Annotated in this window: 22 protein-coding genes; 12 read left to right on the top strand and 10 right to left on the bottom strand. The window is 70.7% G+C overall.

Going from position 1 to position 26,727, the window contains the following annotated elements; genetic code table 11:
- The first annotated feature begins 66 nt into the window (after positions 1 to 66).
- The 5 genes from AC068D_RS12490 (at position 67) to AC068D_RS12470 (ending at position 5,458) form a co-directional block, all read left to right on the top strand.
- Positions 67 to 1,569, top strand: coding sequence for a potassium/proton antiporter (locus tag AC068D_RS12490; RefSeq protein ID WP_478823136.1), 1,503 nt, complete (start codon positions 67 to 69; stop codon positions 1,567 to 1,569).
- A 324-nt stretch (positions 1,570 to 1,893) separates the two neighbouring features.
- On the top strand, positions 1,894 to 3,201 hold the full coding sequence (locus AC068D_RS12485; protein WP_478823135.1) for an MFS transporter: 1,308 nt from the start codon (positions 1,894 to 1,896) through the stop codon (positions 3,199 to 3,201).
- 68 nt (positions 3,202 to 3,269) lie between these two features.
- Positions 3,270 to 3,608 carry an FmdB family zinc ribbon protein gene (locus AC068D_RS12480; RefSeq protein ID WP_478822939.1) on the top strand — a complete coding sequence of 113 codons (339 nt, stop codon included), beginning with the start codon at positions 3,270 to 3,272 and terminating at the stop codon, positions 3,606 to 3,608.
- 84 nt (positions 3,609 to 3,692) lie between these two features.
- The gene (locus AC068D_RS12475; protein WP_478822938.1) at positions 3,693 to 4,610 is read left to right on the top strand and encodes an S-methyl-5'-thioadenosine phosphorylase; all 918 of its coding nucleotides are present in this window, start codon (positions 3,693 to 3,695) and stop codon (positions 4,608 to 4,610) included.
- A gap of 299 nt (positions 4,611 to 4,909) precedes the next feature.
- Positions 4,910 to 5,458 (top strand): hypothetical protein, encoded by a 549-nt coding sequence (locus tag AC068D_RS12470; RefSeq protein WP_478823134.1) that lies wholly within the window; start codon positions 4,910 to 4,912, stop codon positions 5,456 to 5,458.
- 28 nt (positions 5,459 to 5,486) lie between these two features.
- Here AC068D_RS12470 and AC068D_RS12465 read toward each other — a convergent pair whose 3' ends face one another.
- Positions 5,487 to 5,699, bottom strand: coding sequence for a hypothetical protein (locus tag AC068D_RS12465; protein WP_478822937.1), 213 nt, complete (start codon positions 5,697 to 5,699; stop codon positions 5,487 to 5,489).
- 425 nt (positions 5,700 to 6,124) lie between these two features.
- On the opposite strand from AC068D_RS12465, the gene AC068D_RS12460 reads away from it, so the two are divergent.
- The 3 genes from AC068D_RS12460 (at position 6,125) to AC068D_RS12450 (ending at position 9,527) form a co-directional block, all read left to right on the top strand.
- Positions 6,125 to 7,351, top strand: a complete 1,227-nt coding sequence (locus AC068D_RS12460; protein ID WP_478822936.1) for a low temperature requirement protein A — start codon at positions 6,125 to 6,127, stop codon at positions 7,349 to 7,351.
- A 127-nt stretch (positions 7,352 to 7,478) separates the two neighbouring features.
- On the top strand, positions 7,479 to 8,516 hold the full coding sequence (locus AC068D_RS12455; RefSeq protein WP_478822935.1) for a P1 family peptidase: 1,038 nt from the start codon (positions 7,479 to 7,481) through the stop codon (positions 8,514 to 8,516).
- A 192-nt stretch (positions 8,517 to 8,708) separates the two neighbouring features.
- Positions 8,709 to 9,527, top strand: coding sequence for a DUF6227 family protein (locus AC068D_RS12450; protein ID WP_478822934.1), 819 nt, complete (start codon positions 8,709 to 8,711; stop codon positions 9,525 to 9,527).
- A gap of 21 nt (positions 9,528 to 9,548) precedes the next feature.
- On the opposite strand, the gene AC068D_RS12445 is transcribed toward AC068D_RS12450, so the two are convergent.
- The 4 genes from AC068D_RS12445 to AC068D_RS12430 form a co-directional block, all read right to left on the bottom strand.
- A complete protein-coding gene (locus tag AC068D_RS12445) occupies positions 9,549 to 11,768 on the bottom strand; it encodes a PTS fructose transporter subunit IIABC (RefSeq protein ID WP_478822933.1) in 2,220 nt (739 codons plus the stop codon).
- Positions 11,765 to 12,718 (bottom strand): 1-phosphofructokinase, encoded by a 954-nt coding sequence (gene pfkB / locus AC068D_RS12440; RefSeq protein WP_478822932.1) that lies wholly within the window; start codon positions 12,716 to 12,718, stop codon positions 11,765 to 11,767. The genes AC068D_RS12445 and pfkB overlap by 4 nt, the downstream gene beginning before the upstream one ends.
- On the bottom strand, positions 12,715 to 13,476 hold the full coding sequence (locus tag AC068D_RS12435) for a DeoR/GlpR family DNA-binding transcription regulator (protein ID WP_478822931.1): 762 nt from the start codon (positions 13,474 to 13,476) through the stop codon (positions 12,715 to 12,717). The genes pfkB and AC068D_RS12435 overlap by 4 nt, the downstream gene beginning before the upstream one ends.
- 186 nt (positions 13,477 to 13,662) lie before the next feature.
- Positions 13,663 to 15,267 carry an MFS transporter gene (locus AC068D_RS12430; protein WP_478822930.1) on the bottom strand — a complete coding sequence of 535 codons (1,605 nt, stop codon included), beginning with the start codon at positions 15,265 to 15,267 and terminating at the stop codon, positions 13,663 to 13,665.
- A gap of 62 nt (positions 15,268 to 15,329) precedes the next feature.
- Here AC068D_RS12430 and AC068D_RS12425 point away from each other — a divergent pair, with 62 nt between their 5' ends.
- Entirely contained in the window at positions 15,330 to 16,292 is a 963-nt protein-coding gene (locus AC068D_RS12425) for a helix-turn-helix transcriptional regulator (protein ID WP_478822929.1), read from the top strand.
- A 229-nt stretch (positions 16,293 to 16,521) separates the two neighbouring features.
- Here the strand turns inward: AC068D_RS12425 and AC068D_RS12420 are convergent, their stop codons facing one another.
- Entirely contained in the window at positions 16,522 to 17,550 is a 1,029-nt protein-coding gene (locus AC068D_RS12420) for a sigma-70 family RNA polymerase sigma factor (RefSeq protein WP_478822928.1), read from the bottom strand.
- 157 nt (positions 17,551 to 17,707) lie between these two features.
- Between AC068D_RS12420 and AC068D_RS12415 the strand changes: the two genes are divergently transcribed.
- Positions 17,708 to 18,253 (top strand): N-acetyltransferase family protein, encoded by a 546-nt coding sequence (locus AC068D_RS12415; protein ID WP_478822927.1) that lies wholly within the window; start codon positions 17,708 to 17,710, stop codon positions 18,251 to 18,253.
- A gap of 125 nt (positions 18,254 to 18,378) precedes the next feature.
- Here the strand turns inward: AC068D_RS12415 and AC068D_RS12410 are convergent, their stop codons facing one another.
- Positions 18,379 to 19,137, bottom strand: coding sequence for a dioxygenase family protein (locus tag AC068D_RS12410; RefSeq protein ID WP_478823133.1), 759 nt, complete (start codon positions 19,135 to 19,137; stop codon positions 18,379 to 18,381).
- A 186-nt stretch (positions 19,138 to 19,323) separates the two neighbouring features.
- On the opposite strand from AC068D_RS12410, the gene AC068D_RS12405 reads away from it, so the two are divergent.
- Entirely contained in the window at positions 19,324 to 19,830 is a 507-nt protein-coding gene (locus AC068D_RS12405; protein WP_478822926.1) for a MarR family winged helix-turn-helix transcriptional regulator, read from the top strand.
- A 259-nt stretch (positions 19,831 to 20,089) separates the two neighbouring features.
- Here the strand turns inward: AC068D_RS12405 and AC068D_RS12400 are convergent, their stop codons facing one another.
- Both AC068D_RS12400 and AC068D_RS12395 read right to left on the bottom strand, forming a co-directional pair.
- A complete protein-coding gene (locus AC068D_RS12400; RefSeq protein ID WP_478822925.1) occupies positions 20,090 to 21,613 on the bottom strand; it encodes an MFS transporter in 1,524 nt (507 codons plus the stop codon).
- A 326-nt stretch (positions 21,614 to 21,939) separates the two neighbouring features.
- Positions 21,940 to 22,614, bottom strand: a complete 675-nt coding sequence (locus tag AC068D_RS12395; RefSeq protein WP_478822924.1) for a TetR/AcrR family transcriptional regulator — start codon at positions 22,612 to 22,614, stop codon at positions 21,940 to 21,942.
- A 277-nt stretch (positions 22,615 to 22,891) separates the two neighbouring features.
- On the opposite strand from AC068D_RS12395, the gene AC068D_RS12390 reads away from it, so the two are divergent.
- Positions 22,892 to 24,163, top strand: a complete 1,272-nt coding sequence (locus tag AC068D_RS12390; RefSeq protein ID WP_478822923.1) for a M6 family metalloprotease domain-containing protein — start codon at positions 22,892 to 22,894, stop codon at positions 24,161 to 24,163.
- A 272-nt stretch (positions 24,164 to 24,435) separates the two neighbouring features.
- Here AC068D_RS12390 and AC068D_RS12385 read toward each other — a convergent pair whose 3' ends face one another.
- On the bottom strand, positions 24,436 to 26,241 hold the full coding sequence (locus AC068D_RS12385) for a class I adenylate-forming enzyme family protein (RefSeq protein ID WP_478822922.1): 1,806 nt from the start codon (positions 26,239 to 26,241) through the stop codon (positions 24,436 to 24,438).
- Between the last annotated feature and the right edge of the window lie 486 nt (positions 26,242 to 26,727).

Raw genomic sequence — 26,727 nt, 5'->3', positions numbered from 1 at the left:
AAGGTAACGAAGTGTTCTTGCCGGTGGAACGATCCGGCGTACCGGCACCAGGGGAAGGATCGGCCACTGACTGTCCACCAGCTCAATGAACTCCTGCTCATCTGCTCGCTCGTCCTGCTCATCGCCGTCGCGGCGGTGCGCGTCTCGTCCCGGAGCGGGCTGCCGAGCCTGCTGCTGTATCTGGGCATCGGGATCGCCATTGGGCAGGACGGCATTTTTGACGTCAAGTTCGACAACGCCGAACTGACACAGGTGATCGGCTATGCCGCGCTTGTGGTGATCCTGGCCGAAGGTGGCCTGGGCACCAAGTGGAAGGAGGTCAAACCGGCCCTGCCCGCCGCAGTCTCACTGTCGCTCGTAGGTGTCGCGGTGAGCGTGGGAGTCACTGCCGCGGGAGCGCACTACCTGGTCGGGCTGGAGTGGCGCCAGGCGCTCATCATCGGCGCCGTCGTCTCCTCGACCGACGCCGCGGCCGTCTTCTCCGTGCTGCGGAGGGTGCCGCTGCCGGCGCGCATCACGGGGACGCTGGAAGCGGAGTCGGGCTTCAACGACGCCCCGGTGGTCATCCTGGTGGTCGCTTTCTCGACGGCCGGCCCGGTGGACGACTGGTACATCCTCATCGCCAAGATCGCCCTTGAGCTGGCGATCGGCGCCGCCATCGGTCTCGCGGTCGGCTTCCTCGGCGCGTACGGCCTGCGGCATGTGGCGCTGCCCGCCTCGGGTCTGTACCCGATCGCGGTCATGGCGATCGCCGTGACCGCGTACGCCGCCGGCGCCATCGCCCATGGCAGCGGCTTCCTCGCGGTCTATCTCGCGGCCATGGTGCTCGGGAACTCCAGGCTGCCGCACTGGCCCGCCACCCGGGGCTTCGCGGACGGCCTCGGCTGGATCGCCCAGATCGGCATGTTCGTCCTGCTCGGACTGCTCGTCACCCCGCACGAGCTGGTGCACGACTTCTGGAAGGCCGTCGTCATCGGCCTGGTGCTGACCATGGTGGCCCGGCCCCTGTCGGTCGTCGTCGCCCTCCTTCCCTTCAGGCTGCCCTGGCCGGAAAAGGCACTGATGTCGTGGGCGGGGCTGCGCGGCGCCGTCCCCATCATCCTGGCGACCATCCCGATGGTGTACGAGATCCAGGGCAGCGACCGGATCTTCAACATCGTCTTCGTGCTCGTGGTCGTCTACACACTGGTGCAGGGGCCGACACTGCCCTGGCTGGCGAGGGCACTGCGGCTCGGGGGCAGCGCCGAGGCCGCCGACCTCGGCATCGAATCGGCGCCGCTGGAGCGCCTGCGCGGGCATCTGCTGTCGGTGGCGATCCCGGCGAAGTCCCGGATGCACGGTGTCGAGGTGGCGGAACTCCGACTGCCGGCAGGGGCGGCGGTGACCCTCGTCGTGCGGGAGGGCAAGAGCTTCGTACCACTGCCGTCGACCGTGCTGAGGCGCGGCGACGAGTTGCTGGTGGTGACGACGGATCCGGTGCGGGACGCGGCCGAGGCACGGCTGCGGGCAGTCGGGCAGGGCGGAAAGCTGGCCGGGTGGCTGGGGACCGGAAGAGGAACGGCCGACTGAACCCAGGCCGGACCCGGGAAGCGTCGGCCATTTCACAGGAGACGCCGCCTGCACCCCCTGTAGTATGAAGGCACACTGATCGACCAACTCTGCCTGATGCAGAGCTGGCGCGACCGTATGGCGGCCGAGTCTCCCCCTCAGTGGGCGTCGGTATCTACCGCAGTTCCGCGCAAGAGGACAGCTCTCGGCAGCTCCCGTCACCCCGGGGAGCGCTACCAGGCGGCAGAAAGGCAAGGGGCCGTGGCATCCACGGTCACTTCCGGCACGTCCGGCGCTCCCGGTACGTCCGCCACTTCTGGCACGCCGGCCACTTCTGGCACGTCCATCACCGTCGGCACCTCCGGAGCTTCCGGAGCCGCCGCCACGTCGTCCGCCACCGCCGGCCGCCGCCCCGGCTACGGACAGCTGGTCCGTACACCCGGGGCCTGGACGTTCCTGCTTCCCGGGTTCGCCGCCCGGCAGCCCTTCGCGATGCTCACCATCAGCATCCTTCTGCTGGTGCAGCACACCACCGGTTCCTACGCCAGGGCCGGGGCCGTCGCCGCTGTCACCGGCGTCGCGATGGCGCTCTTCGCCCCCCTCAGCGGCACGCTCGCCGACCGCTTCGGCCAGCGCACCGTGCTGATTCCCGGCGTCCTGGCCCACGCCATGTCCATCGGTGTTCTGACCACGCTCGCGCTGGCGCACGCGCCCCTGTGGGCGCTGTTCGCTGCAGCCGTCCCGACCGGTGCCTCGGTGCCGCAGGTCGGGCCCATGGTGCGGGCCCGCTGGGCGACGAAGCTCGGCGGCTCTCCGCTGATGCCGACCGCGGCGGCCTTCGAGTCCGTGACGGACGAATTCACCTTCGTGGTCGGGCCCGTCCTGGCCACCGCGCTGTGCACCGGCGTCCACCCGGCCTCCGGTCTGATCGCCGAGGCGGTGCTCACGCTCGCCGGCGGTCTGCTGTTCGCGGCCCAGCGCCGTACCCAGCCGCCCTTCGGCCGTCCGGCCGCCCATGAGCGGACGGCGCGCTCGTCCGCGCTGTTCATCCCGGGCGTACGGGTCCTGATCGTGGCGTTCCTCGGTATCGGCTCGGTCTTCGGCGGTATGCAGGTCTCGCTGACCGCCTTCACCGAGGAGATCGGCCGGCCCGGCATGAACGGTCTTCTGTACGGGCTGTTCGCGGCCGGAAACATGCTGGCCGGTATCGCCGTCGGCACCATCGCCTGGAAGTCCGGGCCGCGTCGACGAATGATCGTCGGCTACGCGGGCCTGGCGGTCGCCGCATCCCTGCTGTGGACGGTGCACTCCGTGCTGCTGCTGGGCGCGCTCGGCCTGCTCGTGGGCCTGTGCATCGCGCCTGCGCTGATCACCGGTTACACACTGGTCGAGCCGCTGGTGCCGGCATCGGCCCGTACCGAGGCCTTCACCTGGCTCACCGGCGCCGTGGCACTGGGCCAGGCGGCCGCGGTGACGGTGGCCGGCCGGCTGGCGGATGCGCACGGCTCTGCCGCCGGATTCGTGGTCCCGCTGGTGGGCACGGCCCTGGCCTTCGCCACCCTGGTGGCGCTGCGATCGCGCCTCGCTCCGCAGACGCACAGCCGTACGGTCGCACGTGGTATCGGTCACCGAGTGCCGGTGACGGTGGACTGATCCGGCGGAATACGTCACTATGGACCATCGTTAGCACTCACTGAGTGAGAGTGCCAGGAGGAAGACAAGTGCCGACCTACCAGTACCAGTGCACCGAGTGCGGCGAGGGCCTCGAGGCGGTGCAGAAGTTCACCGACGACGCCCTGACCGTGTGCCCGAACTGCCAGGGACGCCTCAAGAAGGTGTTCTCCGCCGTCGGCATTGTCTTCAAGGGCTCCGGCTTCTACCGGAACGACAGCCGTGGTGCGTCGTCGAGCAGCTCGCCGGCATCCGCGGGCTCCTCGTCGTCGACCTCGACCTCGACCTCGTCGTCGAGCGCGACCTCGTCGTCCGCGGGCACGAAGTCCTCGGAATCGAAGCCGTCCGCCCCGAGCTCGTCGTCCAGCAGCGGCACCACGGCCGCCTGACCTCCCTTTTCTTGCAGGGCCCCGCAGTCCGGTAGTCCGGACGGCGGGGCCTTCGGCACTTCGGGCGCGGCTACTGTGATCGCCATGGCCAATGCAGACAGTGCACAGCGAGAGAACGCCCAGCAGGTGACCGCCGGGGCCGGGACCCCCGAGCAGCGGACCGCCGCCACCCCGCGTGCCGAGATCGGCGTGATCGGCGGCTCGGGCTTCTACTCGTTCCTGGAGAACGTGACCGAGGTCCAGGTGCCGACCCCCTACGGCAGCCCCAGCGATTCCCTCTTCTTCGGTGAGATCGCCGGCCGCAGGGTCGCTTTCCTCCCCCGGCATGGACGCGGTCACCATCTGCCGCCCCACCGCATCAACTACCGGGCCAATCTGTGGGCCCTTCGGTCCGTGGGCGTCCGCCAGGTGCTCGCGCCGTGCGCCGTGGGCGGGCTGCGGCCCGAGTACGGGCCGGGCACGCTGCTCGTCCCCGACCAGCTGGTGGACCGTACGAAGACGCGCGCGGACACGTACTACGACGGTGAGCCCCTCTCGGAGGGCTCGGTACCGAAGGTCGTCCATGTGTCGCTGGCCGACCCGTACTGCCCGGCGGGGAGGTCGGCCGCACTGGCCGCGGCACGGGGGCGCGACTGGGAGCCCGTCGACGGTGGGACGTTGGTCGTGGTCGAGGGCCCGCGCTTCGGGACTCGGGCCGAGTCACGCTGGCACGCGGCGATGGGCTGGTCCGTGGTCGGCATGACCGGGCATCCCGAGGCCGCGCTCGCACGTGAACTGGAGCTCTGCTACGCGGCGATAGCGCTGGTGACGGACCTCGACGCGGGGGCGGAGGCCGGGGAAGGCGTCTCCCAGGAGGATGTGATGGCGGTCTTCGCCGCGAACGTGGGCCGGCTGAGGGGGGTGCTGTTCGACGCGGTGGCGGGTCTGCGGTCGAACGAGGACCGCGACTGCCAGTGCGCGACGGCACTGAACGGCCTGGACACAGGGATAGAGCTGCCGTAATCACCCTGCGGGGTGAGCGAGTTGTCCACAACCGGGTCGCGATCCACAGGCACCGGCGGGGCGGCGGGAAAGAGTGGATCGTGAGGTGCGTTCGACACGGCACCTCACGCATCCCACGAACGGCGGTCACGACGATGTCGCTGCTTTCTCCTCCCGGTCAAGGCGCCTCCTGCGCGCACCCTTCTTCGTACGGGAGCGGCCGCTTCCCGGACCCGCGGCACGGGCCGCGCGGATCCGGCAGCAGCCGTGACGGATCGCTGCCGGGGGACGAGGCCATGGGCGTCGATCGGTCCATGAGCATGAACGGGCACCCGGACACATGGGGCTCGCGGACGGCCTTGCCGCCCGCACCGGCACCGGAGCCCTTCGGGGTGCCGCCATTCGCTCCACTGCACGTCAGGACCGGATGGCAGCGGTTGTGGCTGCGGCGTGCGATGCGGCGGAGGCGGCGGGCGCTGGCTGCCGGACTGGCGGTGACGGCGGCAGCCCTTGCGGCCTGGGGGCCGCGGGCACCCGTCGCCTCGCCCGACGCGCCCGCTTCACGGCGACAGCACCGGCCGCCGCCCGTGGAGGTGGTCTCCGCCCCTGTGCGCATCGCGGACGCCGAGACGGTCCGGCTGCTGAGGCCCGGCGACCGGGTCGATGTGATCGCCGCCGCCGACTCCCGGGCGGGCGGAGCGGCCGATGCCCGCGTCGTGGCAACCGGCGCCAGGGTGACCGACGTTCCTCGGTCGTACGAGGCATCTGCGGAGGGCGGAGCACTGGTCGTCCTGGCGGTCCCCCGACCCGTCGCCGCGGTGCTCGCGGGCGCGGGCACGACCTCGCGTCTGGCGGTGACGCTGTGCTGACCGACCGCCGCCGGGACCGGGGCGCGGCTCAGATGTGGTGCGGGGGCTTCTCGTCGAGGAAGCGGGCGAGGTCCGCGGCGCTGTCACCACTCGTCCTCGGAGGCCGCTCGCCCCACCCGTGGTCCGTGTCGTCCGAGGACTGCTGGTCCAGCGGATCTTCGAAGATCAGCGTCGGCTTGGGAAGAGGCTGCTGCCGGGATTCCTTCGCATCGCGCGGTCCAGGGCTGGGGGCAGTGCTCATGCAGCCAGCGTACGCCGGACACAGGCACCCCCCACGGTGGGGGCCGGGATCGTCGGAGGGCCGGGGCGCCGGCATCGGAGATCTCGCAGAGACCGGGCCGGTCGAGACCGGAACCCCGAGGATGACGGGTCCGCCGGGCCCCGAACCCTCATGGGGACCAAGCCCGCCGGTACGGGAGGCCGCCCTGGAGATGACCGGTCCGCCGGGGCCCGGGAGGCCCAGGGGGCGCCGCCCTGCCACGACCCCATCGGACTGCTGGCCCTGGCCCAGGGTTTCGGCCTTCGGAGGGAGCCGACCGGCGAGGATGCTGCCGGTTGCCCTGGCCGGGCGGCGCCGACTCCGGCAGGGCGCGGGGCCCGGCAGGGCACGCCGCGGAGGGGTGTCGTGCAGGGTGCGGATCCGTCCCGTTCTGCTGTGCTGGAGGCATGACCTCCACCTCCGCATTCGCCGCCGGCGACCGCGCCAGACCGGTGCGCCGTATGCGCCCCCGCCGCCGCGACGAGGCGCACCGCGCAGCCACACCACTGGAGCTCTTCTTCGACCTCTGCTTCGTCGTCGCGGTGGGGCAGGCCGGGCTGCAGCTGGTGCATGCACTCGCCGAGGGGCATGTGATCGACGGCATCGCCGGTTATCTGTACGTCTTCTTCGGTGTGTGGTGGGCGTGGGTGAACTTCACCTGGTTCGCCTCCGCCTACGACTGCGACGACGTGCCGTACCGGATCGCGACTCTGATGCAGATCTGCGGAGTGCTGATCTATGCCGCCGGTGTGCCGCGGGCATTCACCGAGAACGACTGGACCATTGCCGTCATCGGCTATGTCGTGATGCGGATCGCGCTGACCTCGCTGTGGCTGAGGGCGGCGGCGTCCGAACCGGCGGGGCCCGCCCGCGCCACCGCGCTCGGATACGCCACCGGTCTGGTCGTCTGCCAGGCCGGCTGGATCGCCCTGCTGGCCGCACCGGAAGGGGCGAAGCGATGGCTGTTCCTGGTCATCGCGGCGGCCGAGATGCTTGTGCCGGTGTTCGCCGAGCGTCACCACCAGACGCCCTGGCATCCACACCACATCGCGGAGCGCTACGGCCTGTTCACCATCATCGTGCTGGGCGAGACGATGTTCGCGGCCACCATCGGCGTCCAGTCGGTCCTGGGCAAGATCCAGGAGATCGGTGAGCTGGTACCCATCGCGGCAGGCGGGATCCTGATCATCTTCTCGGCCTGGTGGATCTACTTCGCGGTGCCCGCGCACGAGCGGCTCAAAGGCAACCGCGAGGCCATCCCATGGGGTTACGGGCACTTCCTGATCTTTGCTTCGGCAGCTGCGATCGGAGCGGGTCTGGAGGTTGCGGTGGAGCAGTCCGTGGATGAGGCGCACATCTCGACGTTCGCCGCGTCGGCTGCCGTGACCGTACCGACAGCGCTTTTCCTGCTGACCGTCTGGTTTCTGCATGCCCGGCATTTCAAGCGGACCGTCGCGCAGCAGCTCCTGCTTCCGGTCTCGGTTCCCGCGGTCCTCGCGTGCACATTCGCCGGGCACTGGGCCGTGCTCGCCGCCGGCCTGGTCGCGGCGGCCACGGTGGCGGTGGGTGTGGTCCTCGCAAGCCGGAATCCGGAGTCGCCGGAAACCCCGGATTTCCCGGAGTTGGCCTGGTGACCCGGGGATGCCGTGCCCGGCGGGGCCCGTCGACCGGCCCTGGCGACCGGCCCTGATGACCGATGCTCCGGTGCAAGGGATGTCCGCGGCCCGGCCGTTGCGCCGGATCGCGTGATACGCAGTGGCCATGGCATTCAACGACGCACTGACCGATGTCCTCGGCATCCGGGTCGGCCACGCCCGCCTCTCCGGCCCCGGCGCGCTGAGCGGAACGACCGTCGTCCTCGCTCCCGAGGGCGGGGCGGTCGCCGCGGTCGATGTACGGGGCGGCGGCCCGGGCACCAGGGAGACCGATGCCCTCGACCCGCGAAATCTGGTGCAGCGCGTCGACGCAATCGTGCTCACCGGCGGAAGCGCATACGGGCTGGACTCCGCGTCGGGAGTGATGGCCTGGCTGGAGGAGCAGGGCCGTGGGGTCCAGGTGAGCCGGGAGCCCGGCCGGGTCGTGCCGGTCGTACCGGCCGCGTGCGTCTTCGACCTGGGGCGCGGCGGCGACTGGCGGGCGAGGCCGGGAGCGGCGACCGGGCGGGCTGCGGTGGAAGCGGCGGCGCGTACGGAGCCGGGCACGCCGGTCGAGGAGGGTTGTGCCGGTGCCGGTACGGGTGCGGTCGTGGGCCGCATCAAGGGCGGGGTCGGCACGGCGAGCACCGTGCTTCCGGACGGGTCCACCGTCGCCGCTCTGGTCGTGGCGAATGCCGTGGGCTCGGCGGTCGATCCGGACACCGGTGCGCTGTACGGGCAGTACTTCACCGGTGAGCGGCCCGCGTCCCCCTCCCCCGAGGTCCATGCGGCGGCACTGCGCCGTCTCGCCGAGGCCTCGGACGCGAACGGGGCGCCGCCGCTGAACACCACCCTCGCCGTGGTCGCCACCGACGCCGAACTGAGCCGTGCCCAGGCGCAGAAACTCGCGGGCACCGCGCACGACGGCATCGCGCGCGCCGTGCGCCCGGTCCATCTCCTCAATGACGGTGACACGGTCTTCGCCCTCGCCACCGGCGCCCGTCCCCTCGACGGCCATCCGCTCGCCCTCAACGCCGTCCTCGCGGCCGGCGCGGACGTCGTGACCAGGGCGATCGTGCGCGCCGTGCTGACGGCGCGGACCGTGGCGGGTCCGGGCGGCGACTTCCCCTCGTACCGGGATCTGTACGGCGCACCGGCGGAGTGACAGGCGACACATCCTGGCGGCTCGATGCCCTTGACCGGCAAGGGAGTTGGGGGGAGTGCACGAATGCCCTCGGAAACTCTTCGCGCGCCCGGTTCGTTTTTCCGAACCCGGGACGGGATGTCGGACCCAGGGACTACGTTAAGCAGTCACCAAGTGACATGTGGCAACGGCCTGGAGATCCGGAGATCCACCTTGAACGATCCCTACGAGACAACCGAGACGCACCTCGATCGGCTCATGGGTCGGGCACTCAACTCCTTCGACCTTCCCGACACCACGGTCGACCGGCTCGAGTCCGCACTGGCACACGCCAGTTCGCTCCACTCCTCGCACCACAGCGCGACGCTGCACCGAACGACGTACCGGCATACGTACCTGCTGGCCGACGGCTCGTCCCTCACCCTCTGGGAGCTGGTGCACAACACCGGCCGGGACGGCACCGAGCAGCACGAGCTCTACGCGGACGAGGCCGAGGCGCGGCTTGCCGCCTCCCGGCTCCCGGTCACCCGCCGGCAACGGTCCGGCGATGCGGAAGGTGCTGACGGCGACGGACTTGCGGCGATATCCGGCACCGGGCCGGACAGGGTCCCCGACCTCGACCTCGGTTCCGACACCGATCTGGACGCCGACCTGGAGCTGCTCGGCAGGCTTCTCGCCAGGCCCTCCGCCACCCCCGTGCGCACGTATGTCCCCGACAACTCCCCCGACCACGCCCGTCGGCTGCTGCGCCGCGCCGAGAACGCCGACCGGCCGGGCGAGGAGACGGCCGGGATACTGAGGTCCGCCTTCGCCCACCAGATCAGCCAGGCATTCGGGCGCCCGTGGCTGTCCGACGGCCGGGATGCCGGATTCACCCTCTACGAGCACGCCTTCCTGCTGCTCGACGGCACGGAGCTGAGCCTGTGGGAGGTGGAGCACACGGCGACGCCCGACGGCCGCCATATGTGCGAGGTGTACGCGGACGAGCGCACCGCACGCGGGGCGATGGAGCTCCGCGCACGAGTGCGCTGACCGACGGTCCCGGGACCGGGCTCAGACGGCCGCGGCCACCCGGGACCGGTCCGACGCCGCCGTGACCGCTCCGTTCACCGTCGACGTCCTCCTGCTCATACCTTTGAGCAGGAGGACCAGGCCCGCGCCGACGACGGTGCCCGCGAGGATGGCAACCAGGTAGAGCAGCGGGTTGCCGATCAGCGGGACCACGAAGATGCCGCCGTGCGGTGCGCGCAGCGTGCAGCCGAAAGCCATCGACAGGGCACCGGTCACCGCGCCACCCGCCATCACCGCCGGGATGACCCGAAGGGGGTCGGCCGCCGCGAAGGGGATCGCGCCCTCCGTGATGAACGAGGCACCCAGCACCCAGGCCGCCTTGCCGTTCTCGCGCTCCGCCTTGGTGAACAGCCTGCCGCGCACGGTCGTCGCCAGTGCAAGCGCCAGCGGCGGCACCATGCCCGCGGCCATCACGGCGGCCATGACCTTGAAGGAGCCGTCGGTGGCATCGGCAAGACCGCCGACCGCGAAGGTGTAGGCGACTTTGTTGAGCGGGCCGCCCAGGTCGAAGCACATCATCAGGCCGAGGATCACGCCGAGGATGACGGCGTTGGCGCCCGTGAGACCGTTCAGCCAGTCGGTGAGCCCCTGTTGGAGCTTCGCAAGCGGCTTCCCGATCACCAGGAACATCAGGAACCCGACGATCACCGACGAGACCAGAGGGATCACGACGACGGGCATGATGCCCCGCAGCACTGCGGGCACCCTGACCTTCTGGACCGCCAGCACCACGGCGCCCGCAAGGAGTCCCGCGACCAGGCCGCCGAGGAAGCCCGCCTTGATCGTGATCGCGATGGCCCCGCCGACGAAACCGGGAACGAGTCCGGGACGGTCGGCCATTCCGTAGGCGATGTATCCGGCGAGGACGGGGATCAGGAAGCTGAACGCCAGCCCGCCGATCTGGAAGAGGAGGGCGGCCCAGCTGCTGTGGTCGCCCCAGGCGAAGGCCTCCGCGACGGGCTTGGCGCCGGCGACCTCGTATCCGCCGATGGCGAAGCCGAGAGCGATGAGCAGACCGCCGGCCGCGACGAACGGAATCATGTAACTGACGCCGGACATCAGCCATTTGCGGAGCTTGGTGCCGTACCCTTCGCCGGGCTCGCCGGCGCGCTCCGCCGGGCCGGGAGTGGCCGCCTGGTCCACCTCACCGCGGGCGGCCTTGCCCCTGACCTCCGATATGAGCTCCGCGGGCCGGTTGATCCCGGCCTTCACCCCGACATCGACGGTCGGTTTCCCGGCGAACCGGTCCTTCTCCCTGATGGGCACGTCGTGCGCGAAGATCACGCCGTCGGCGGCCGCGACGACGGCCGGGTCGAGTCGGGTGAACCCGGCCGATCCCTGGGTCTCTACGGCGACTTCGACGCCTGCGGCGTGACCGGCCCTCTCGAGGGACTCGGCAGCCATATAGGTGTGGGCGATGCCGGTAGGGCAGGAGGTGATGGCGACGATCCGGAACCGTCCGTCTCCTCCACCCCCGGGCGCCGGGGCGGATCCGGTGCCTTCCGGCAGGGCGGTGGGCTGCGCCGGGGCGGCAGCTGTCGGCCCGGGCGCCGTACTCGTGTCGCCTGCGCCGACGGGCCGTTCGACGGCAGACGGGCCGCCGGTGGCCAACGGCTCCCCGACGGCGTCCGGTGCACCCCGGCCGGTGGCCTCATCCATGGCGGTGGCCTGTGCGGGCACGGCGTTTTCGGTGCCGGCCGCTTCGTCCTCGGCCTCGTCCCCGTCCGCCGCTCCGGTCGCCGCTGTCGCCGCGTCCGGGTCGGCGTCTCCGCGGAGCAGGGCCGCGGCGGCGGCCGGTGAGGCCGTTGTGCGCAGGGCATCGGTGAAGTTCCCGTCCATGAGCCGACGGGCGAGGGAGGAGAGGATGGTGAGGTGGGCGTCATCCGCACCCGCCGGGGCCGCTATGAGGAAGATGAGGTCCGCGGGGCCGTCGGGAGCACCGAAATCGATGCCGCCGAGCGCACGACCGAAGGCCAGGGTCGGTTCGGCGACATGTGCGCTGCGGCAGTGGGGGATGCCGATCCCGCCGTCGAGGCCCGTCGGCATCTGCGCCTCCCGCGCAGCCACGTCCGCAAGAAAGCCGTCGATGTCGGTGACGCGGCCGAGCGTGTGCATGCGTTCGGCCAGCGAACGGGCCGCATCTTCCTTGGTTGCGGCGGCCAGGTCGAGGTCGACCAGGTCCGCGGTGATCATGTCGCTCATCGCGGGCTCCCTTGCTCTGTGAGTGCGAGGTCCAGGGGGACGTCCGCGGTCACCGTCACCGCGGTGGGATCGAGGTCGGTCGGCGTGGGCATCACGCTGCCGGGGAGTTGGACGGCGGCGGCGCCGTGCGCCACCGCGGCGGCCAGGGCGCCGGGGCCTTCGCCGCCCGCCGTCAGGAAGCCGGCCAGCGTGGCGTCCCCGGCGCCGACGTTGCTCCGTACGGTGGAGACCGGCGCGGCACCGTAGTGGACGCCCGCGTCGGAGACGAGCAACTGCCCGTCCGCGCCCAGGCTTGCCAGCACGGTTCGGGCCCCGAGCGAGCGCAGTTCCTCCGCCGCCTTCACCGCGTCCCCCACGGTCGACAGCGGCCGTCCGACTGCCGCGGCGAGCTCGTCGGAGTTCGGCTTCACGACGTCCGGCCGGGCGGGGAGCGCGGCCAGAAGAGAGGGTCCGGATGTGTCCACGGCGATCCGGGCTCCCCATTCGTGCGCCCGGGTGACCAGTTCGGCGTACCAGGCGGGGGCGAGGCCCAGGGGGAGGCTGCCGCAGCAGACGATCCACGCCATGGAGGAGGAGCGCTCCATCACCGCTGCGAGCAGAGCTCGTGCTTCACCGGTCGTGAGCCGCGGCCCGGGCGCGTTGATCTTCGTCAGCGTGCCGTCCCGCTCCGCAAGTGCGATGTTCGACCGTGTCGTCCCGGCGATCCTCACCGGTGCGACCTCGACGCCCTCGCCCTCGAGAAGCTGGGCGACCTGCGCACCCGGTGCGCCGCCGAGCGGCATCACGGCGACGGTGCGGTACCCGGCCGCCGCGACCGCCAGGGAGACGTTGACGCCTTTGCCGCCGGGGTCCAGTCGTTCGCCGGCGGCACGCAGCACCGCGCCGCGCTCCAGGTCCGGGATCTCGTACGTCCGGTCCAGCGACGGGTTGGGGGTGATGGTGAGGATCATGTGCGTACCACTTTCGTGCCCGCGGCCTCGATCGCCGCGGCGTCCTCGGGGCTGAGCCCGCTGTCGGTGATGAGCAGATCGACTTCGGCGAGCCCGGCGAAGCGCGCGAAGTGCTCCTCGCCGCACTTGGCCGAGTCGGCGAGCAGTACGACACGTCGTGCCGCCGCCACGACTGCGCGCTTCACGGCTGCCTCGGCGAGATCGGGTGTGGTCAGCCCGGCGGTGACCGAAAAGCCGTTCGTGCCGAGGAATGCGACATCGGCGCGGATCTCTCCGTAGGCACGCAGCGCCCAGGCGTCGACAGCGGCACGCGTCCGGTGACGGACCCTGCCGCCGACCAGATGCAGATCGATGCCGGGGTGATCGGCGAGCCTCGCCGCGACCGGCAGGGCATGGGTGACGGCGGTGAGCGAGCAGTCCAGCGGAAGTTCCGCCGCCAGGCGGGCAACCGTCGAGCCCGCGTCGAGGACGACGCTGCCCTCCTCCGGCAGTTCGGCGAGCGCCGCCCGCGCTATCCGGTCCTTCTCGTCGGCGGCGGTGGACTCCCTCTCCGCGAGGTCCGGTTCGAAGTCGAGTCGGCCTGCCGGAATGGCTCCACCGTGCACCCTGCGTACCAGCCCGGCCCTGTCCAGGGCCTTCAGATCGCGCCGGATGGTCTCGGCGGTGACCTGGAACGCGTCGGCGAGAGACTGCACGTCGACGCGTCCGCCCTCACGGGCGAGTCGCAGGATCTGCTGCTGGCGCTCCGGTGCGTACATGTGGGTTTACATCCGTTCCATGTCCGAACCTGTGGTTTCCTCGCAAGAGTACGCCCAGCAAAGGCGTAAGTAAACAGATTCGGGCATTGAACAGACATATTCGGGCTTTGCGGGCCATAGGAAAGGCCCGGTTCCGGGAACATTGGACATGTTCCCGGCACCGGGCCGATCCTTCGGCCTGCGGGCTCAATGCGTCAGCGCCGCCTCCCGCTCCTGCCTGCCCAGGTCGTCCGTGGGCTCGGCCTCGCCCGCGACGGCGCCGCCCTCCAGGTGCTGCTTGGGCCGCGCCGGCAGTGCGAACATCACCAGGAAGATCGCGCCCAGCACCGCGACGACCCACCACAGCGCGCCCTGGAAGGCGTCCGAGAACGCCGTCCCCACCGTGCTCGGCGTCAGTTGCTGGTCGTCGATGGTGCGGAAGAAGACGACCGACACCAGTCCGAGACCCAGGGCATTGCCCATCTGCATGGTGGTGTTGATCAGCCCGGACGCGGAACCCGCGTGCTCACGCGGCACATCGGAGAGCACCGCGTCCGTCAGCGGCGCGACGATCAGACCCATCCCGAGCCCCATGATCACGAGTGGCGCAATCATCTGCCAGGAGTGGATCCCGGTGCCGTAGCGCCCGGCCTCCCAGATGTAGATCAGCAGACCGGCCGCCATGGTCAGCGCCCCCGCCTGCAGCACCTTCCGGCCGAAGCGAGGCACCAGCTTCTGCACGGACATTCCGGCCGCCAGCGACACCGCGATGGAGAACGGCACCCCGGTCAGCCCCGCCTTCAGCGGGCTCCAACCCAGCCCGACCTGCATGTACAGCGTCCAGACCAGGAAGAAGATGCCCATGACCAGACCGAAGGTCAGCTGGACCGCGATACCGGCGGCGAAGCTCTTCACGCGGAACAGCGACAGCTCGACGAGCGGCGAGCCGTCCTTGCGCGTCTTCCACTTCTCGTACGCCACGAACACACCGAACACGAGGGGGCTTCCCGCCATGCACAGATGACCCCAGAGCGGCCAGTCCAGCTCACGGCCCCGCGTGAGGGGGTAGATCAGCATCAGCAGACCGACGGTGACGAGGACGACACCGCCCAGGTCGAGGCGGAGCGCCTTCTCGGCACGGGACTCGGTGATGAACTTCCGGCCGAGGATGACTCCGGCAATACCGACGGGCAGATTGATCAGGAAGATCGGCCGCCACTCGAGCCCGAACAGATTCCACTGGGTCAGCAGCGCACCGAGCAGCGGCCCGGACACCGCACCGAGGCCGACGACCGCGCCGAACATCCCGAAGACCTTGCCCCGTTCATGCGCCGGGAAGGTGACATGGATGATCGCGAGCACCTGCGGCACCATCATCGCGGCCATGGCACCCTGCAGCAGCCGTGCGGCGACCAGCATGTCCGCGTCCGAAGCGAACCCGCACAACGCCGAGGCGATGGTGAAACCGGTGATACCGATCAGGAACAGCCGCTTGCGGCCGAAGATGTCACCGAGCCGGCCACCCGTGATGAGACCGGCAGCGAAGGCCAGGGCATAACCGGCAGTGACCCACTGGATCGCTCCGAATGACGCGCCGAGGTCCCGCTCGATGCTCGGGATCGCGATATTGACGATGGTGACGTCGACCAGGTCCATGAAGGCCGCGGTCATGACGATGGCCAGGGCTATCCAGCGACGCCGGTCGGCCGCTGCGGGAACGGACTCGGCCGCCGGGGCGGACGCGGGGGACGGAACGGAAGCGGGGGCAGTCGTGGACTTTGCCGTATCCGGTACGGCGGCTTCGGAGCTCATGGGAGGAAACTAGTGAGGATATAGGTCAGCTCATGTCCTAGAACGCTGGCATTCTCGAACACATGGCAGACACTCCGGCACGACTGCTGAATCTTCTGTCCCTCCTCCAGACCCCGCGCGAGTGGCCGGGCAGCGAACTCGCCGAACGGCTCCAGGTCAGCCCGCGCACCATCCGCAGGGACATCGACCGGCTGCGCGACATCGGCTACCCCGTCGAGGCGACCAAGGGCGCAGTGGGCGGATACCGGCTGGTAGCAGGGGCCGCGATGCCGCCGCTGGTCCTCGACGACGAGGAGGCCGTCGCCATCGCGGTGGGACTGCGAGCGGGGGCCGGCCACGCCATCGAAGGCGTCGAGGAGGCGTCAGTACGGGCCCTCGCAAAGCTGGAGCAGGTGCTGCCGTCGCGGCTCCGGCACCGGGTCTCGACCCTTCAGAACGCGGTGATCCCCTTCACTCGGGGCGACGGCGCCACCGTTGACCCGCATACGCTCACGGCCATCGCGGCGACGGTCACCGGGCGGGAGCGACTGCGGTTCGGCTACCGCTCGGGCGACGGCACGGAGACGAAGCGGCAGGTCGAGCCGTATCGGCTCGTCTCGACGGGCCGGCGCTGGTACCTGGTCGCCTTCGACGTCGAGCGGGAGGACTGGCGCACCTTCCGGGTGGACCGGGTGAGCGATGCGTTCGCGACCGGCGCCCGCTTCACACCGCGCGAGGTGCCGGACGGCTGGGACGCCGCGAAGCTCCTCTCCCACTCCATGTTCCGCAACCAGCCGGAACACGCCCTGGACGTGTCCTTCCGGGCGCCGGCGGAATTCGTCTCGGCCCGGCTCCCCGGCTACCTCGGCACGCCCGAGGCCACGGGCCCGGACAGCTGCCGTCTGCGGACCCGCGCCCAGGACTCGCTGGAGTGGCTCGCGGTCCGGCTGGCCCTGGTCGACTGCGAGTTCACGGTCCACGGCCCTGCGGCTCTGGCCGACTTCGTGACGGAGATGGGCGCGCGCCTCACACGCGCTGCGGGCTGACACCGCCGGCAGGCACGGCGAGCGGACCCATCGTGCCGGCCGGGCACGCCTTCCTGCGCTGCCTCCCACCCGCACGCCTGCCTGCGCGGCCTCCCGCCCGCACGCTCGTGCGCTCTGCCGGGCCTCCCCCCACCCGCTCCCCGCCGAGCGCGCCCGGACACAAAGGACCCCGACACCGGGGGGAAGGTGCCGGGGTCCGCTCAGGGGTGGGGCCGAGGCCCCACACGGGCTACGCCGCCGCGTCGAAGCCGGTGTCCCGAGCCATGCGCTTCAGCTCGAGCAGCGCGTGCTTCTCGATCTGGCGGATGCGTTCACGTGTCAGACCGTGCTCCTTGCCGACCTCGGTCAGCGTACGCTCGCGGCCGTCCTCGATGCCGTACCGCATGCGGATGATCGACGCGGTCCGGTGGTCGAGCTGGTCGATCAGATCGTCGAGCTCCTCGCTCCTCAGCAGCGTCAGCACCGACTGCTCGGGCGACACCGCCGAGGTGTCCTCCAACAGATCGCCGAACTGCGTGTCACCGTCGTCGTCCACCGACATGTTCAGCGAGACCGGGTCGCGGGCCCAGTCCAGCACGTCCGTGACCCGCTCCGGCGTCGAGCCCAGTTCCGCGGCCACCTCGGCCGGCTCGGGCTCACGGCCGTTCTCACGGTTGAACTCTCGCTGGACACGACGGATCCGGCCCAGCTCCTCCACGAGGTGGACAGGCAGCCGGATCGTGCGGGACTGATCGGCTATGGAACGGGTGATGGCCTGGCGGATCCACCATGTCGCGTACGTCGAGAACTTGAAGCCCTTGGCGTAGTCGAACTTCTCCACCGCGCGCACCAGGCCCGCGTTGCCTTCCTGGATCAGGTCCAGCAGCGGAAGCCCGCTGCGCGGATAGCGTCGCGCGACGGCCACCACCAGGCGGAGGTTCGACCGGATGAAGATGTCCTTGGCGCGCTCGCCCTCGGCGACCAGCACCTCGAGCTCCTCGCGCGTGGCTCCGCCCCCGCCTCCTGAGCCCTCCTCGGCAACGTCCGATGTCACAGCGCCGTCGAGAACCTGCCTGGCGTACACGCCGGCCTCGATCGTCTGGGAGAGCTCGACCTCTTTCGCTGCGTCGAGCAGGGGCGTGCGCGCGATCTCGTCGAGATACATGCCGACCAGGTCGCGGTCGGCGATCTCCCCGCCCACGGCGCGAACACTGCTTGCCCCATCGGCCCTGGCCCCATTGGTGGCGGACTGACGGCGGGCGACGGCCCGGGTTGCCATGCGTGCTCCCTTGCTGTGTAGGTCGCGACACCCGTCAGAGTCTTCAGGGTGTCCTGCATCCGAGGGAAACAACGACTGGAAACCGGACAGAATTCCCGCGGGGTGCATGGATTTTTGTGATCTTGCAGTACCCTGTGCCGCTGCACGGGGAGGAAAGATGCTGTCGCACACGGATACGCAGGTCAGAGCGGGCTCGGAGGCCGATCTCCCGGCCCTCACAGAGCTCTACAACCACTACGTGCGCGAGACGGCCGTCACCTTCGACACTGCCGCATTCACGCCCGAGCAGCGTCTGCCTTGGCTGCACTCCCACCCTGAAGACGGCCCCCACCGCCTTCTGGTTGCTCGGGATGTCCGTTCCGACCGGGTCATTGGGTACGCGACGAGCAGTGCGTTTCGCCCGAAGCCCGCCTACGTCACCTCGGTGGAGGTCAGCGTGTACCTCGCCCCCGACGCAACGGGCCGCGGCGTCGGCACCCTCCTCTACAACGCGCTGTTCGACGCACTCGCCGAAGAGGACCTGCATCGCGCCTACGCAGGCATTGCCCTGCCGAACGAGGCCTCGGTCCGGCTCCATGAGCGCTTCGGGTTCCGGCACGTCGGCACATACGGGGAAGTCGGGCGGAAGTTCGGCCGGTACTGGGACGTGGCCTGGTTCGAGAAGAGGCTCGACCGGACCGAAGACCCCGCCCCCGAGGCGTAGTCGAGAGGCCGGACCGTAGGACCCGGCCCGAGGACGAGCCGATAGGCCCGACCCGAGTACCCGCCCGAAAGGCCCGACCGAAGGGCCCGACCCGAGTACCCGCCCGAAAGGCCGGCCCACGCGACCTAGCCGAACTGGACCGAGCGCTTCGCCAGCCCCATCCAGAAGCCGTCGATGACGCTCCGGCCCTGCGCCGGGTCGCTGTCCGATGCGCCCAGACTCACGAACAGTGGCGCGAAGTGCTCGGTGCGCGGATGGGCGAGCCTCCCTGCCGGTGACTTGCGCTCGAAGTCCAGCAGCGCGTCCATGTCCCCGGCGGCCAGCGCACGCCTCCCCCAGTCGTCGAATTCCGCCGACCACCCGGGGACACCGCCCGTATGACGCAGCGCCGCCAGGTTGTGGGTGAAGAAACCGCTGCCGACGATCAGCACGCCCTCGTCGCGCAGCGGTGCGAGCCTGCGGCCGATCGCGAGGAGCCGCTGAGGGTCGAGCGTCGGCATGGAGATCTGGAGTACGGGGATGTCGGCGCCGGGGTACATCGCGACCAGCGGGACGTACGCGCCGTGATCGAGGCCGCGATCCGCGATGTCCTGGACGGGCGTGCCGGGACCGCGCAGCAGCTTCCTCACCGAGTCGGCGAGCACCGGCGCTCCCGGCGCCCCGTACCGGACCCGGTAGTAGTGCTCGGGGAAGCCCCAGAAGTCGTACACGAGCGGCACGGTCTCCGTGGCACCGAGCGCGAGCGGCGCCTCCTCCCAGTGCGCGGAGACCATCAGGACGGCCTTGGGTCGCGGCAGTTCCGCCGACCAGGCGGCGAGCTGACCCGGCCAGACCGGGTCGTCGGCGAGCGGAGGCGCACCGTGGGAGAGGTAGAGGACGGGCATCCGCTCCGCGGCGGCCGGACCGGCCGCGGCGACGCCTGCCGCATCCGCGGGGTCCACACGGTTCCCGGATTCCACGGTGCCCATGAGCCCCTCCCGAGGAGTTGACCTTGAAACTTCAAGCTTTCTTGGACATCAGATTAGACCCATCTTGTTCAACTTTCAAGAATAGGCTCGTAGAGTGGATACATGACCACCGCACCCAACGCGGGCGACGTCCGCTGGCTCAGCACCGAGGAGCAGCATGTGTGGCGCTCGTACCGCCACGCCACCACCCTCCTCGAGGACACCCTCGACCGCCAGCTCCAGCGGGACGCGGGCATGCCGCACATCTACTACGGCCTGCTCGTCCAGCTCGCCGAGGCACCGCGCCGCCGCCTTCGCATGACCGAGCTGGCCAAGGACGCCAAGATCACGCGGTCCAGGCTCTCGCACGCCATCGCCCGCCTGGAGAAGAACGGCTGGGTGCGCCGCGAGGACTGTCCGTCCGACAGGCGCGGCCAGAACGCATATCTCACCGACGAGGGGTACGAGGTCCTGAAGAAGGCGGCACCGGGGCATGTGGCGGCCGTACGGCAGGCGATCTTCGACAGACTCACCCCTGAACAGGTCCGCCAGCTCGGCGAGATCGCCCGCACCATGGCCGAGGGTCTCGAGCCGGACGGCACCGGCGCCGACCTGCCCTGGCTGCGCTGATACCCACGGCCGCCTGCACGGCACTCCGGGTCCGCCGCGTCCGGCGGACGCTGGTCCGGCGCGGGCAGGGGTGGCCCTGGTGCGGGTACGGCTACAGAGGCCGGCCCCCGGGACGGGGACAGTAACGGGCCCGGCCGGACGCGATACGCCGCGCCCCCGGGCTGCACATCGGCGACGGGCCGGTGCCCGGGTTCGGTGAACCCGGGCACGGCCCCGCTCCCTGTCGGTGGCCCCGACTTCATGGCGGCGCCGGCACTGGTCAGTGTGCGACGACCGGGATCTTCACCTCGTCGTCGACGCCGTTCCCGGAGGACGCCACGGTCGTCGTACCCGGCCGCCCCGTGTTGATGAAGGTGATGGCGATGACCGCGGAGGTCGCCAGGATGCCGACGGCCCACCAGATGGCGCTGGCGTAGCCGTGCACCATGCCCTGCAGCTGCAGCAGTTGCTGCGCCTTGGGCCCGGCCGCACCCGCCGCGTGGGCGGTGATGTAGCCGGTGGTCGCGGACGCGGCGATCGTGTTCAGCAGAGCCGTGCCGATCGCGCCACCCACCTGCTGCGAGGTGTTCACCATCGCGGAGGCGACGCCCGCGTCCCGTGCCTCGACACCGTGCGTGGACAGCGACATGGCCGGCATGAAGGCGGTACCCATACCGAGGCCCAGCAGCAGCTGCGCGGGCAGGATCAGACCGGTGTACGACGACCCGATCTCGAGCTGCGTCAGCAGCAGCATGCCCGTCGCGGCGACCAGGAAGCCCGGGCCCATGAGCAGCCGGGGCGGCACACGGGTCATCAGCCGGGCGCCGATCTGCGTGGAGCCCATGATCATGCCCGCGATCATCGGGAGGAAGGCGAAGCCGGTCTTGACCGGCGAGTACCCCTTGACGACCTGCAGGTAGTACGTGAGGAAGAGGAACAGGCCGAACATCGCGATGATGGCGAGGCCCAGCGAGAGATAGACACCACCCCGGTTGCGGTCGGTCAGAACGCGCAGCGGCAGCAGCGGCGAGCGGACCTTCGATTCGGTGACGACGAAGGCGGCGAGCAGCACGGCCGAGGCGACGAAGAGACCGACCGTCACGGAGTCCGACCAGCCGTCCGACTCGGCGCGCGTGAAGCCGTACACGAGCGCCACCAGACCGAGGGTGGACAGGATGACGCCGGGGATGTCGAGAGACGAGCGGTTGCGGCCTTCGGCCGGCTCACGGATGACGAAGTACGCGCCCGCTGCCGCGACGATCGCGAAGGGGATGTTGACGAAGAACGTCCAGCGCCAGTCCAGGTATTCGGTGAGGAAGCCGCCGAGGATCAGACCGACGGCGCCACCGCCACCTGCGATCGCACCGTAGATGCCGAACGCCTTGGCCCGCTCCTTGGCATCGGTGAACATCACCGCGAGCAGCGAGAGCGCGGCGGGTGCGAGCAGTGCACCGAAGGCGCCCTGCAGGGCCCGTGAGCCGAGCAGCATGGCCTCGCCGGATGCCGCGCCGCCGAGCGCGGAGGCGGCGGCGAAGCCGAGCAGACCGACGACGAAGGTGCGCTTACGGCCCCACAGGTCGGCTATGCGCCCGCCGAAGAGCAGCAGACCGCCGAAGGCGAGGGCGTAGGCGGTGATGACCCACTGCCGGTTGCCGTCCGAGATTCCCAGGTCCTGCTGGGCCGACGGCAGCGCGATGTTCACGATCGTCGCGTCGAGCACGACCATCAACTGGGCAAGGGCGATGAAGACCAGTGCTTTCCAGCGACCGGGGTCCGGGAGTCGAGTTCCGGCTGTTTCTGACATGGGTGTAGCCACCTAGGGATGCGTAAGAACGTGATCTGGGCGAAACGGGCGTCGTGCGGCCGGTGTGCGTGAGGTGCCGGCCGCCGAAAGTCGTCGGTTCGGAAGCGGGTCGGCCTGCGGAGCCGGCCGACCGGGGGCCTGCGGAAGTCGGATCGAATCGGACTACGGGTCGCGTACCACGGGTCGCGCAGTGACGGCGTGCGTAGTGATGGCTTGCGCAGTCACGGGTCGCGTTTGACGGGTCGTGGCTGCTGGTTGCTCATTGCCGGTTGCGGATTACAGGTCGGCCGGTTGCTCGTCGGTCGCCGCTCGGGGAGCGTGGCCGCTCATGGCTTGTGCCGCAGGTCCTCCAATGTCGCGGCCGTGCCCGGGAGTTCGGAACGCGCAGGCGCTTCGAGTCCGTCCAGCAGCAGCTGCAGATGGCGGTGGGTGAACCGGTCCATGTCCGGGCACGCGGTGCCCGGGAGCGGCCGGGTGAGTTGGGAGAGCGCCACCATCAGGTCACCGACGGCGACATCGGCACGGAGCCTGCCCGCTGCCTGTGCGCGGTCCATGAGGCCCTGGACGGCACTTTCGAGCCGGTCGCGCTCGGCGAGCACCTCGGGATGGCCCATGTCGAAGCCGCCGGAGAGCATCGGGCACAGCGCGCCGATCCGCTCGTCCGCGGCCGCATGGGTGAAGCGGGTCAGTGCGGCGAAGGGGTCCGCCTCCTCGGCGGCCGCCTCCTCGGCCCGCTCGGTGGTCCGGGCCATCACGCTGAGGACGACCTCGTGGACCAGGGCGACCCGGTCGTGGAAGTTCCGGTAGAGGGTGGCGTTGCCGACACCTGCGCGGCGAGCGATCTCGTCGAGCGGGACATCGGGCCCGAACTCGACGAACATCTCACGGGCCGCCGACACGATCCGCTCCCGGTTGCGCAGCGCATCGGCCCGGGGCCGGCCGGCCCGGCGTGCTGCGGTGTCGGTGGCGGGGCTCACGGCTCCACTCCCTCTCGTCGTCATTCCTGCGGTCCTCACCGGCCGGTCATCCGAACCGGGGAAAGGCTCCCCGTTTCGCGGGGACACGGGTGTAAACGGGGAGACACTCCCCGGTTATTTCGCCTCACGGGAAGAAATTCCTGTGACCTGAATCACACTCCCCGATCATTCGCCGCAACGGAATCCGGGCGTGTCCCACGATCGGCCCACCCGGCGCGCGCACGTCCCCGGCCCGACCCAGGCTGATCGAACGGAGCGCAGTCGAGGACCGGCCGGCTGCCGCGGACCCGAAGGCGACCGCATGCAGCAGACCCGCCGCCGGATACGCACACCCGGCACGCTCGGCGCCGTCGCCGCACTCGCCCTCGGCGCGCTCACCTCGGCAAGCTCGGTCCTCCCGGACGCCTCGCGCTCCTCGTCCGGCAGCCCGATCACCACCGCAGAGGAATCGGCTCTCGGGCCCTGCCGTATCGCGGCCACCATGGGCGTGCAGATGTCGGAGGGCCTGCCCACGCCGCCCGGATACGTGCGTTCCACAGGTGAGGTCCGCGCCCTCAGCATCATGATCGACTTTCCCGATGCGCCCGGGGAGGGAACGGCACTCGAGCGGTTCGGCGAGTTCTTCCCGGCGACCCAGAAGTGGTTCGCGACCAGTTCGTACGGACGCCTCAGCTACCGTCCCGAGGCCCCGCTGTCGGACTGGCTGCGGATGCCGATGCCTTTCGCCGCCTACGGGATAGACCGCGGCTCGCCCTTCGAGCCCGGCTACCGGCAGCTGGTGCAGGACATGGTGACGGCGGCGGACCCACAGGTGGACTTCAGTGCGTACGACCTGGTCAACGTCCTGGTCACACCGAACGCCGGCCCGTCGGCGCTGGACACCGTCCTGTCCGTGACCTTCTCCGGGAACCACGACGCGCCCTATGCGGACGGGGTGCCGCTCGCCAACACCTCTTTCGTCTACAGCCGCCAGGACGACGGCTCGGGGACTTACGACGAGACGGGCTTCCGGGTGCTCCCGCACGAGAACGGCCATGTCTTCGGTCTGCCGGACCTCTACACCTCGGAGGGCGGCGGCGCCGTCGGCCACTGGGACATCATGTCCGAGGACTGGGGTGCCAACAACGACCTGCTGGGCTGGCACAAGTGGAAGCTCGGCTGGCTCGACAACGACCAGGTCAGCTGTGCATCCGTCGGCGGAACGCGCGAGTACGACCTCACGCCGCTGGCCGTCGACGGCGGACGCAAGCTCGTCTTCGTGCCGCTCAGTGAGGACTCCGGGTACGCCGTGGAGGTACGCACCCGGGAGGGCAACGACGAGGCGGTCTGTGAGCCGGGCGTCCTGGTCTACCGGGTCGAGACGGACATCGACACCGGACAGGGGCCGGTGCGCGTCGCCGACAGCGACCAGGACAGCGGCGGCTGCACGCGCAGGCCCAATGTGCACGCCGAGCTGTCGGACGCGCCGTACCGCCCGGGCGAGTCGTTCACGGACGCACGCAACAAGATCCGGATCACGGTGGTGTCGGAGGACGCATCCGGGACCTACCGGGTACGGATCACCCGCCCCTGAGCCCCGTCCGGGACCTACCGGGTACGGATCACCCGCCCCTGAGCCCCGTCCGGGACCTACCGGGTACGGATCACCCGCCCCTGAGCCCCGTCCGGCCGGAAGCCACCTAAGGACCCGCGCCGGCTCCCGGCGGTCGGAGCCGTTGCCCGAGTTCTGCGCGGCGGAAGCGAGCCTGCGCCCCGAGCCCGCGCCCCGGGCCCGGATCGCCGCGCTCGCCCGGCCCGCCTGCCTCGTGCCGCCACGCCCCCGCGTCCGGCGCCCTGCACTTCGGGCTACCTCCCGTGGTCCGGCCCGCTGTCCGCGAGGGTCGCCGGCCGGGCACCCAGGGCCCGGACGTGTGCTCCGACCGGCGCACGCAGCTCCCGCTTGAGGATCTTCCCGGTGGGGTTGCGGGGAATCGGCTGGTCCCGCACGACGACATGGGCCGGCACCTTGAAGGCGGCGAGGCTCCTGCCGACATGGGTCCGCAGCTCGTCCGTGGTCACGGCGGCCCCCGGTCGCAGCTGGACGACGGCGGCGACCTCCTCCCCGAGTACGGGGTGCGGCACCCCGAGGACGGCTGCGTCGGCGACGTCCGGATGGTCGTGGAGGACGGCCTCGACCTCGACGCAGTACACGTTCTCCCCGCCGCGGATGACCACGTCCTTGATCCGGTCGACGATCGAGATCCGGCAGCCGTCCCTGGCGGTCGCGAGGTCACCGGTCCTGAACCAGCCGTCCTGTGTGAACGCGGCCGCCGTGGCCTCGGGACTGCGCCAGTAGCCGCGCGCCAGCGACTGCCCGCGCAGCCACAGCTCGCCGATCTCGCCCTCGGGAAGGGGCTCGCCCGCGGGCCCGGCGACTTTTGCCTCCGTGACCGGGGTGGGCCGCCCCACACTTTCCGGGAACTCCCGGTACTCCGCACCGAAGTTCGCCGTCACGCCGCCACTGGTCTCGGTGAGCCCATAGCCGTTGCGGGGTTCGATCCGTTGCCCGTACCGCGCCGTGAGCCGGCCGACGAAACCGGGCGGCACCGCTGCTCCACCCGTGTTGAGATGCGTGAGGCTCCCCAGTTCCGCACCCTGCCGCTCCGCGGCGTCAAGCAGCTGGATCGCCGTGGTGGGCACCCCCGAGTAGTGGGTGACCCGGTGCGTCTCGATCAGGCCGAGGGCCTTCTCGGCGTCCCACTTCCGCATCAGCACGAGCGTCCCGCCCACGGCCATCACCGAGTAGAACGTGGTGAAGGCGGCCACATGGAAGAACGGGAAGGTCATGAGGCTCACGGGTGCGGACGAACGCCCCGGCACGTCTCCCCTGCCCAGTGCCGAGGCCGCAGCGGTGTAGCGGGGATTCATCGCGGCGCCGGCCTGTGCGAGGTGCGTGGCGACGGCCCCCTTGGGCCTGCCCGTGGTGCCGGACGTATAGATGATCGTGGCGTCGTCCTCGGGCCGTACCTCGACATCGGGCGGCGCGGCCGCAGGATCCGGGGCGGGCAGGTCCTCGTACCGCACGACGCCGTCGCCGACCGCCGCTCCATGGTGAAAGACGATCACGGGTACCGCCCGCTCCCTCGCCCACACGCCGACCCTGGGCAGCCGTTCCCCGTCGACGAGGAGCACCCGGGGCTCGCAGTCCTCGAGCGCGTACGCGAACTCCTCCGCGGTCCACCAGGCGTTGAGCGGCACGGCGATCAGCCCGGCGAGCTGCGCTGCCCAGAAGGCGATCTGCCATTCGGGATGGTTGCGCATTCCGACGACGGCCCGGTCGCCGGGCCGGAGCCCGTACTCCTCGGTGAGGCGTCGGGCGAGAGCGGATGCGGCGGCGAAGAACTCCGCGTACGTGTACGTCGTCCCGCTCTCCGCCACCAGGAACGGCCGCTCCCCGAACGCCCAGGTGGCCTCGACGAATTCCCGCAGGGTGCGCGGCCCGGACGCGTACGTCCCGTCGGCGACGGCGAAGGGGGCACCGGGCGCGGTGAGGGCGGCGGAACGGGCGTGCGGCACGGGTTGTCCTTCTGTCGAACGCGGGCGCGGCACCGGCCGGCCGACGGACGGGCTAAGCGCTCGCTCAGCCCTGGGCGACGCTATGCGTCGCCCCATCCTCCGTCAAGGTGGGGGTGGTCACCGGAAGCTGCGGCGGAGCACTCGGCGACGGCCGGCACAGCGGTCGGACGCCCAACGCACCTTCGCAGCAAGGCGACACGCGCCGACCGTGACCCGCACCGCGACACTGCGCACCGTCGTCACCCACCCCCCGCGATCCACGCCGACCTTGATGCCCACCGCGACGCACCGCAGTCAGGCAGCGGCCGGGAGCGTCCCGGCGCATCGCGAACCGCGCCGGTACAGCGGCCCCCGCACGGACCGACCACGGCGCGCGAAAGCCGTCGGGGTTCCGTCAGGGTGGTCGACCGACTGGCGGGCCTTGGTGAGGAGGGCCTCGGCCAATGGGCCGGCGGGCCGTGTACAGCTGCGTCACCGTGCCAGCGCCCAGCTCCCAGGCAAGGACCGGCCGTCCGCCGAGCCCTCCTCGCCACGAAGCATTGCACAGTGCAAAGGAGAGTTCCAGGCTCGATGCCTCGACGG

The sequence above is a fragment of the Streptomyces sp. NPDC043861 genome (assembly GCF_056435905.1).
The sequence above is the reverse complement of the archived record's forward strand: the minus strand, read 5'-3'. Positions and strand labels throughout refer to the sequence as shown.

Bases quoted from the DNA above. Each gene is read 5' to 3' on its own strand.
- AC068D_RS12475 (WP_478822938.1), top strand. From the start codon at position 3,693: ATGGCCAATGCAGACAGTGCACAGCGAGAGAACGCCCAGCAGGTGACC.
- AC068D_RS12400 (WP_478822925.1), bottom strand. From the start codon at position 21,613: ATGTCAGAAACAGCCGGAACTCGACTCCCGGACCCCGGTCGCTGGAAA.
- AC068D_RS12405 (WP_478822926.1), top strand. From the start codon at position 19,324: ATGACCACCGCACCCAACGCGGGCGACGTCCGCTGGCTCAGCACCGAG.
- AC068D_RS12415 (WP_478822927.1), top strand. From the start codon at position 17,708: ATGCTGTCGCACACGGATACGCAGGTCAGAGCGGGCTCGGAGGCCGAT.
- AC068D_RS12410 (WP_478823133.1), bottom strand. From the start codon at position 19,137: ATGCCCGTCCTCTACCTCTCCCACGGTGCGCCTCCGCTCGCCGACGAC.
- AC068D_RS12425 (WP_478822929.1), top strand. From the start codon at position 15,330: ATGGCAGACACTCCGGCACGACTGCTGAATCTTCTGTCCCTCCTCCAG.
- AC068D_RS12455 (WP_478822935.1), top strand. From the start codon at position 7,479: ATGGCATTCAACGACGCACTGACCGATGTCCTCGGCATCCGGGTCGGC.
- AC068D_RS12435 (WP_478822931.1), bottom strand. From the start codon at position 13,476: ATGTACGCACCGGAGCGCCAGCAGCAGATCCTGCGACTCGCCCGTGAG.
- AC068D_RS12385 (WP_478822922.1), bottom strand. From the start codon at position 26,241: ATGGGGCGACGCATAGCGTCGCCCAGGGCTGAGCGAGCGCTTAGCCCG.
- AC068D_RS12390 (WP_478822923.1), top strand. From the start codon at position 22,892: ATGCAGCAGACCCGCCGCCGGATACGCACACCCGGCACGCTCGGCGCC.
- pfkB (WP_478822932.1), bottom strand. From the start codon at position 12,718: ATGATCCTCACCATCACCCCCAACCCGTCGCTGGACCGGACGTACGAG.
- AC068D_RS12420 (WP_478822928.1), bottom strand. From the start codon at position 17,550: ATGGCAACCCGGGCCGTCGCCCGCCGTCAGTCCGCCACCAATGGGGCC.
- AC068D_RS12445 (WP_478822933.1), bottom strand. From the start codon at position 11,768: ATGAGCGACATGATCACCGCGGACCTGGTCGACCTCGACCTGGCCGCC.
- AC068D_RS12395 (WP_478822924.1), bottom strand. From the start codon at position 22,614: ATGACGACGAGAGGGAGTGGAGCCGTGAGCCCCGCCACCGACACCGCA.
- AC068D_RS12470 (WP_478823134.1), top strand. From the start codon at position 4,910: ATGAACGGGCACCCGGACACATGGGGCTCGCGGACGGCCTTGCCGCCC.
- AC068D_RS12430 (WP_478822930.1), bottom strand. From the start codon at position 15,267: ATGAGCTCCGAAGCCGCCGTACCGGATACGGCAAAGTCCACGACTGCC.
- AC068D_RS12460 (WP_478822936.1), top strand. From the start codon at position 6,125: ATGACCTCCACCTCCGCATTCGCCGCCGGCGACCGCGCCAGACCGGTG.
- AC068D_RS12465 (WP_478822937.1), bottom strand. From the start codon at position 5,699: ATGAGCACTGCCCCCAGCCCTGGACCGCGCGATGCGAAGGAATCCCGG.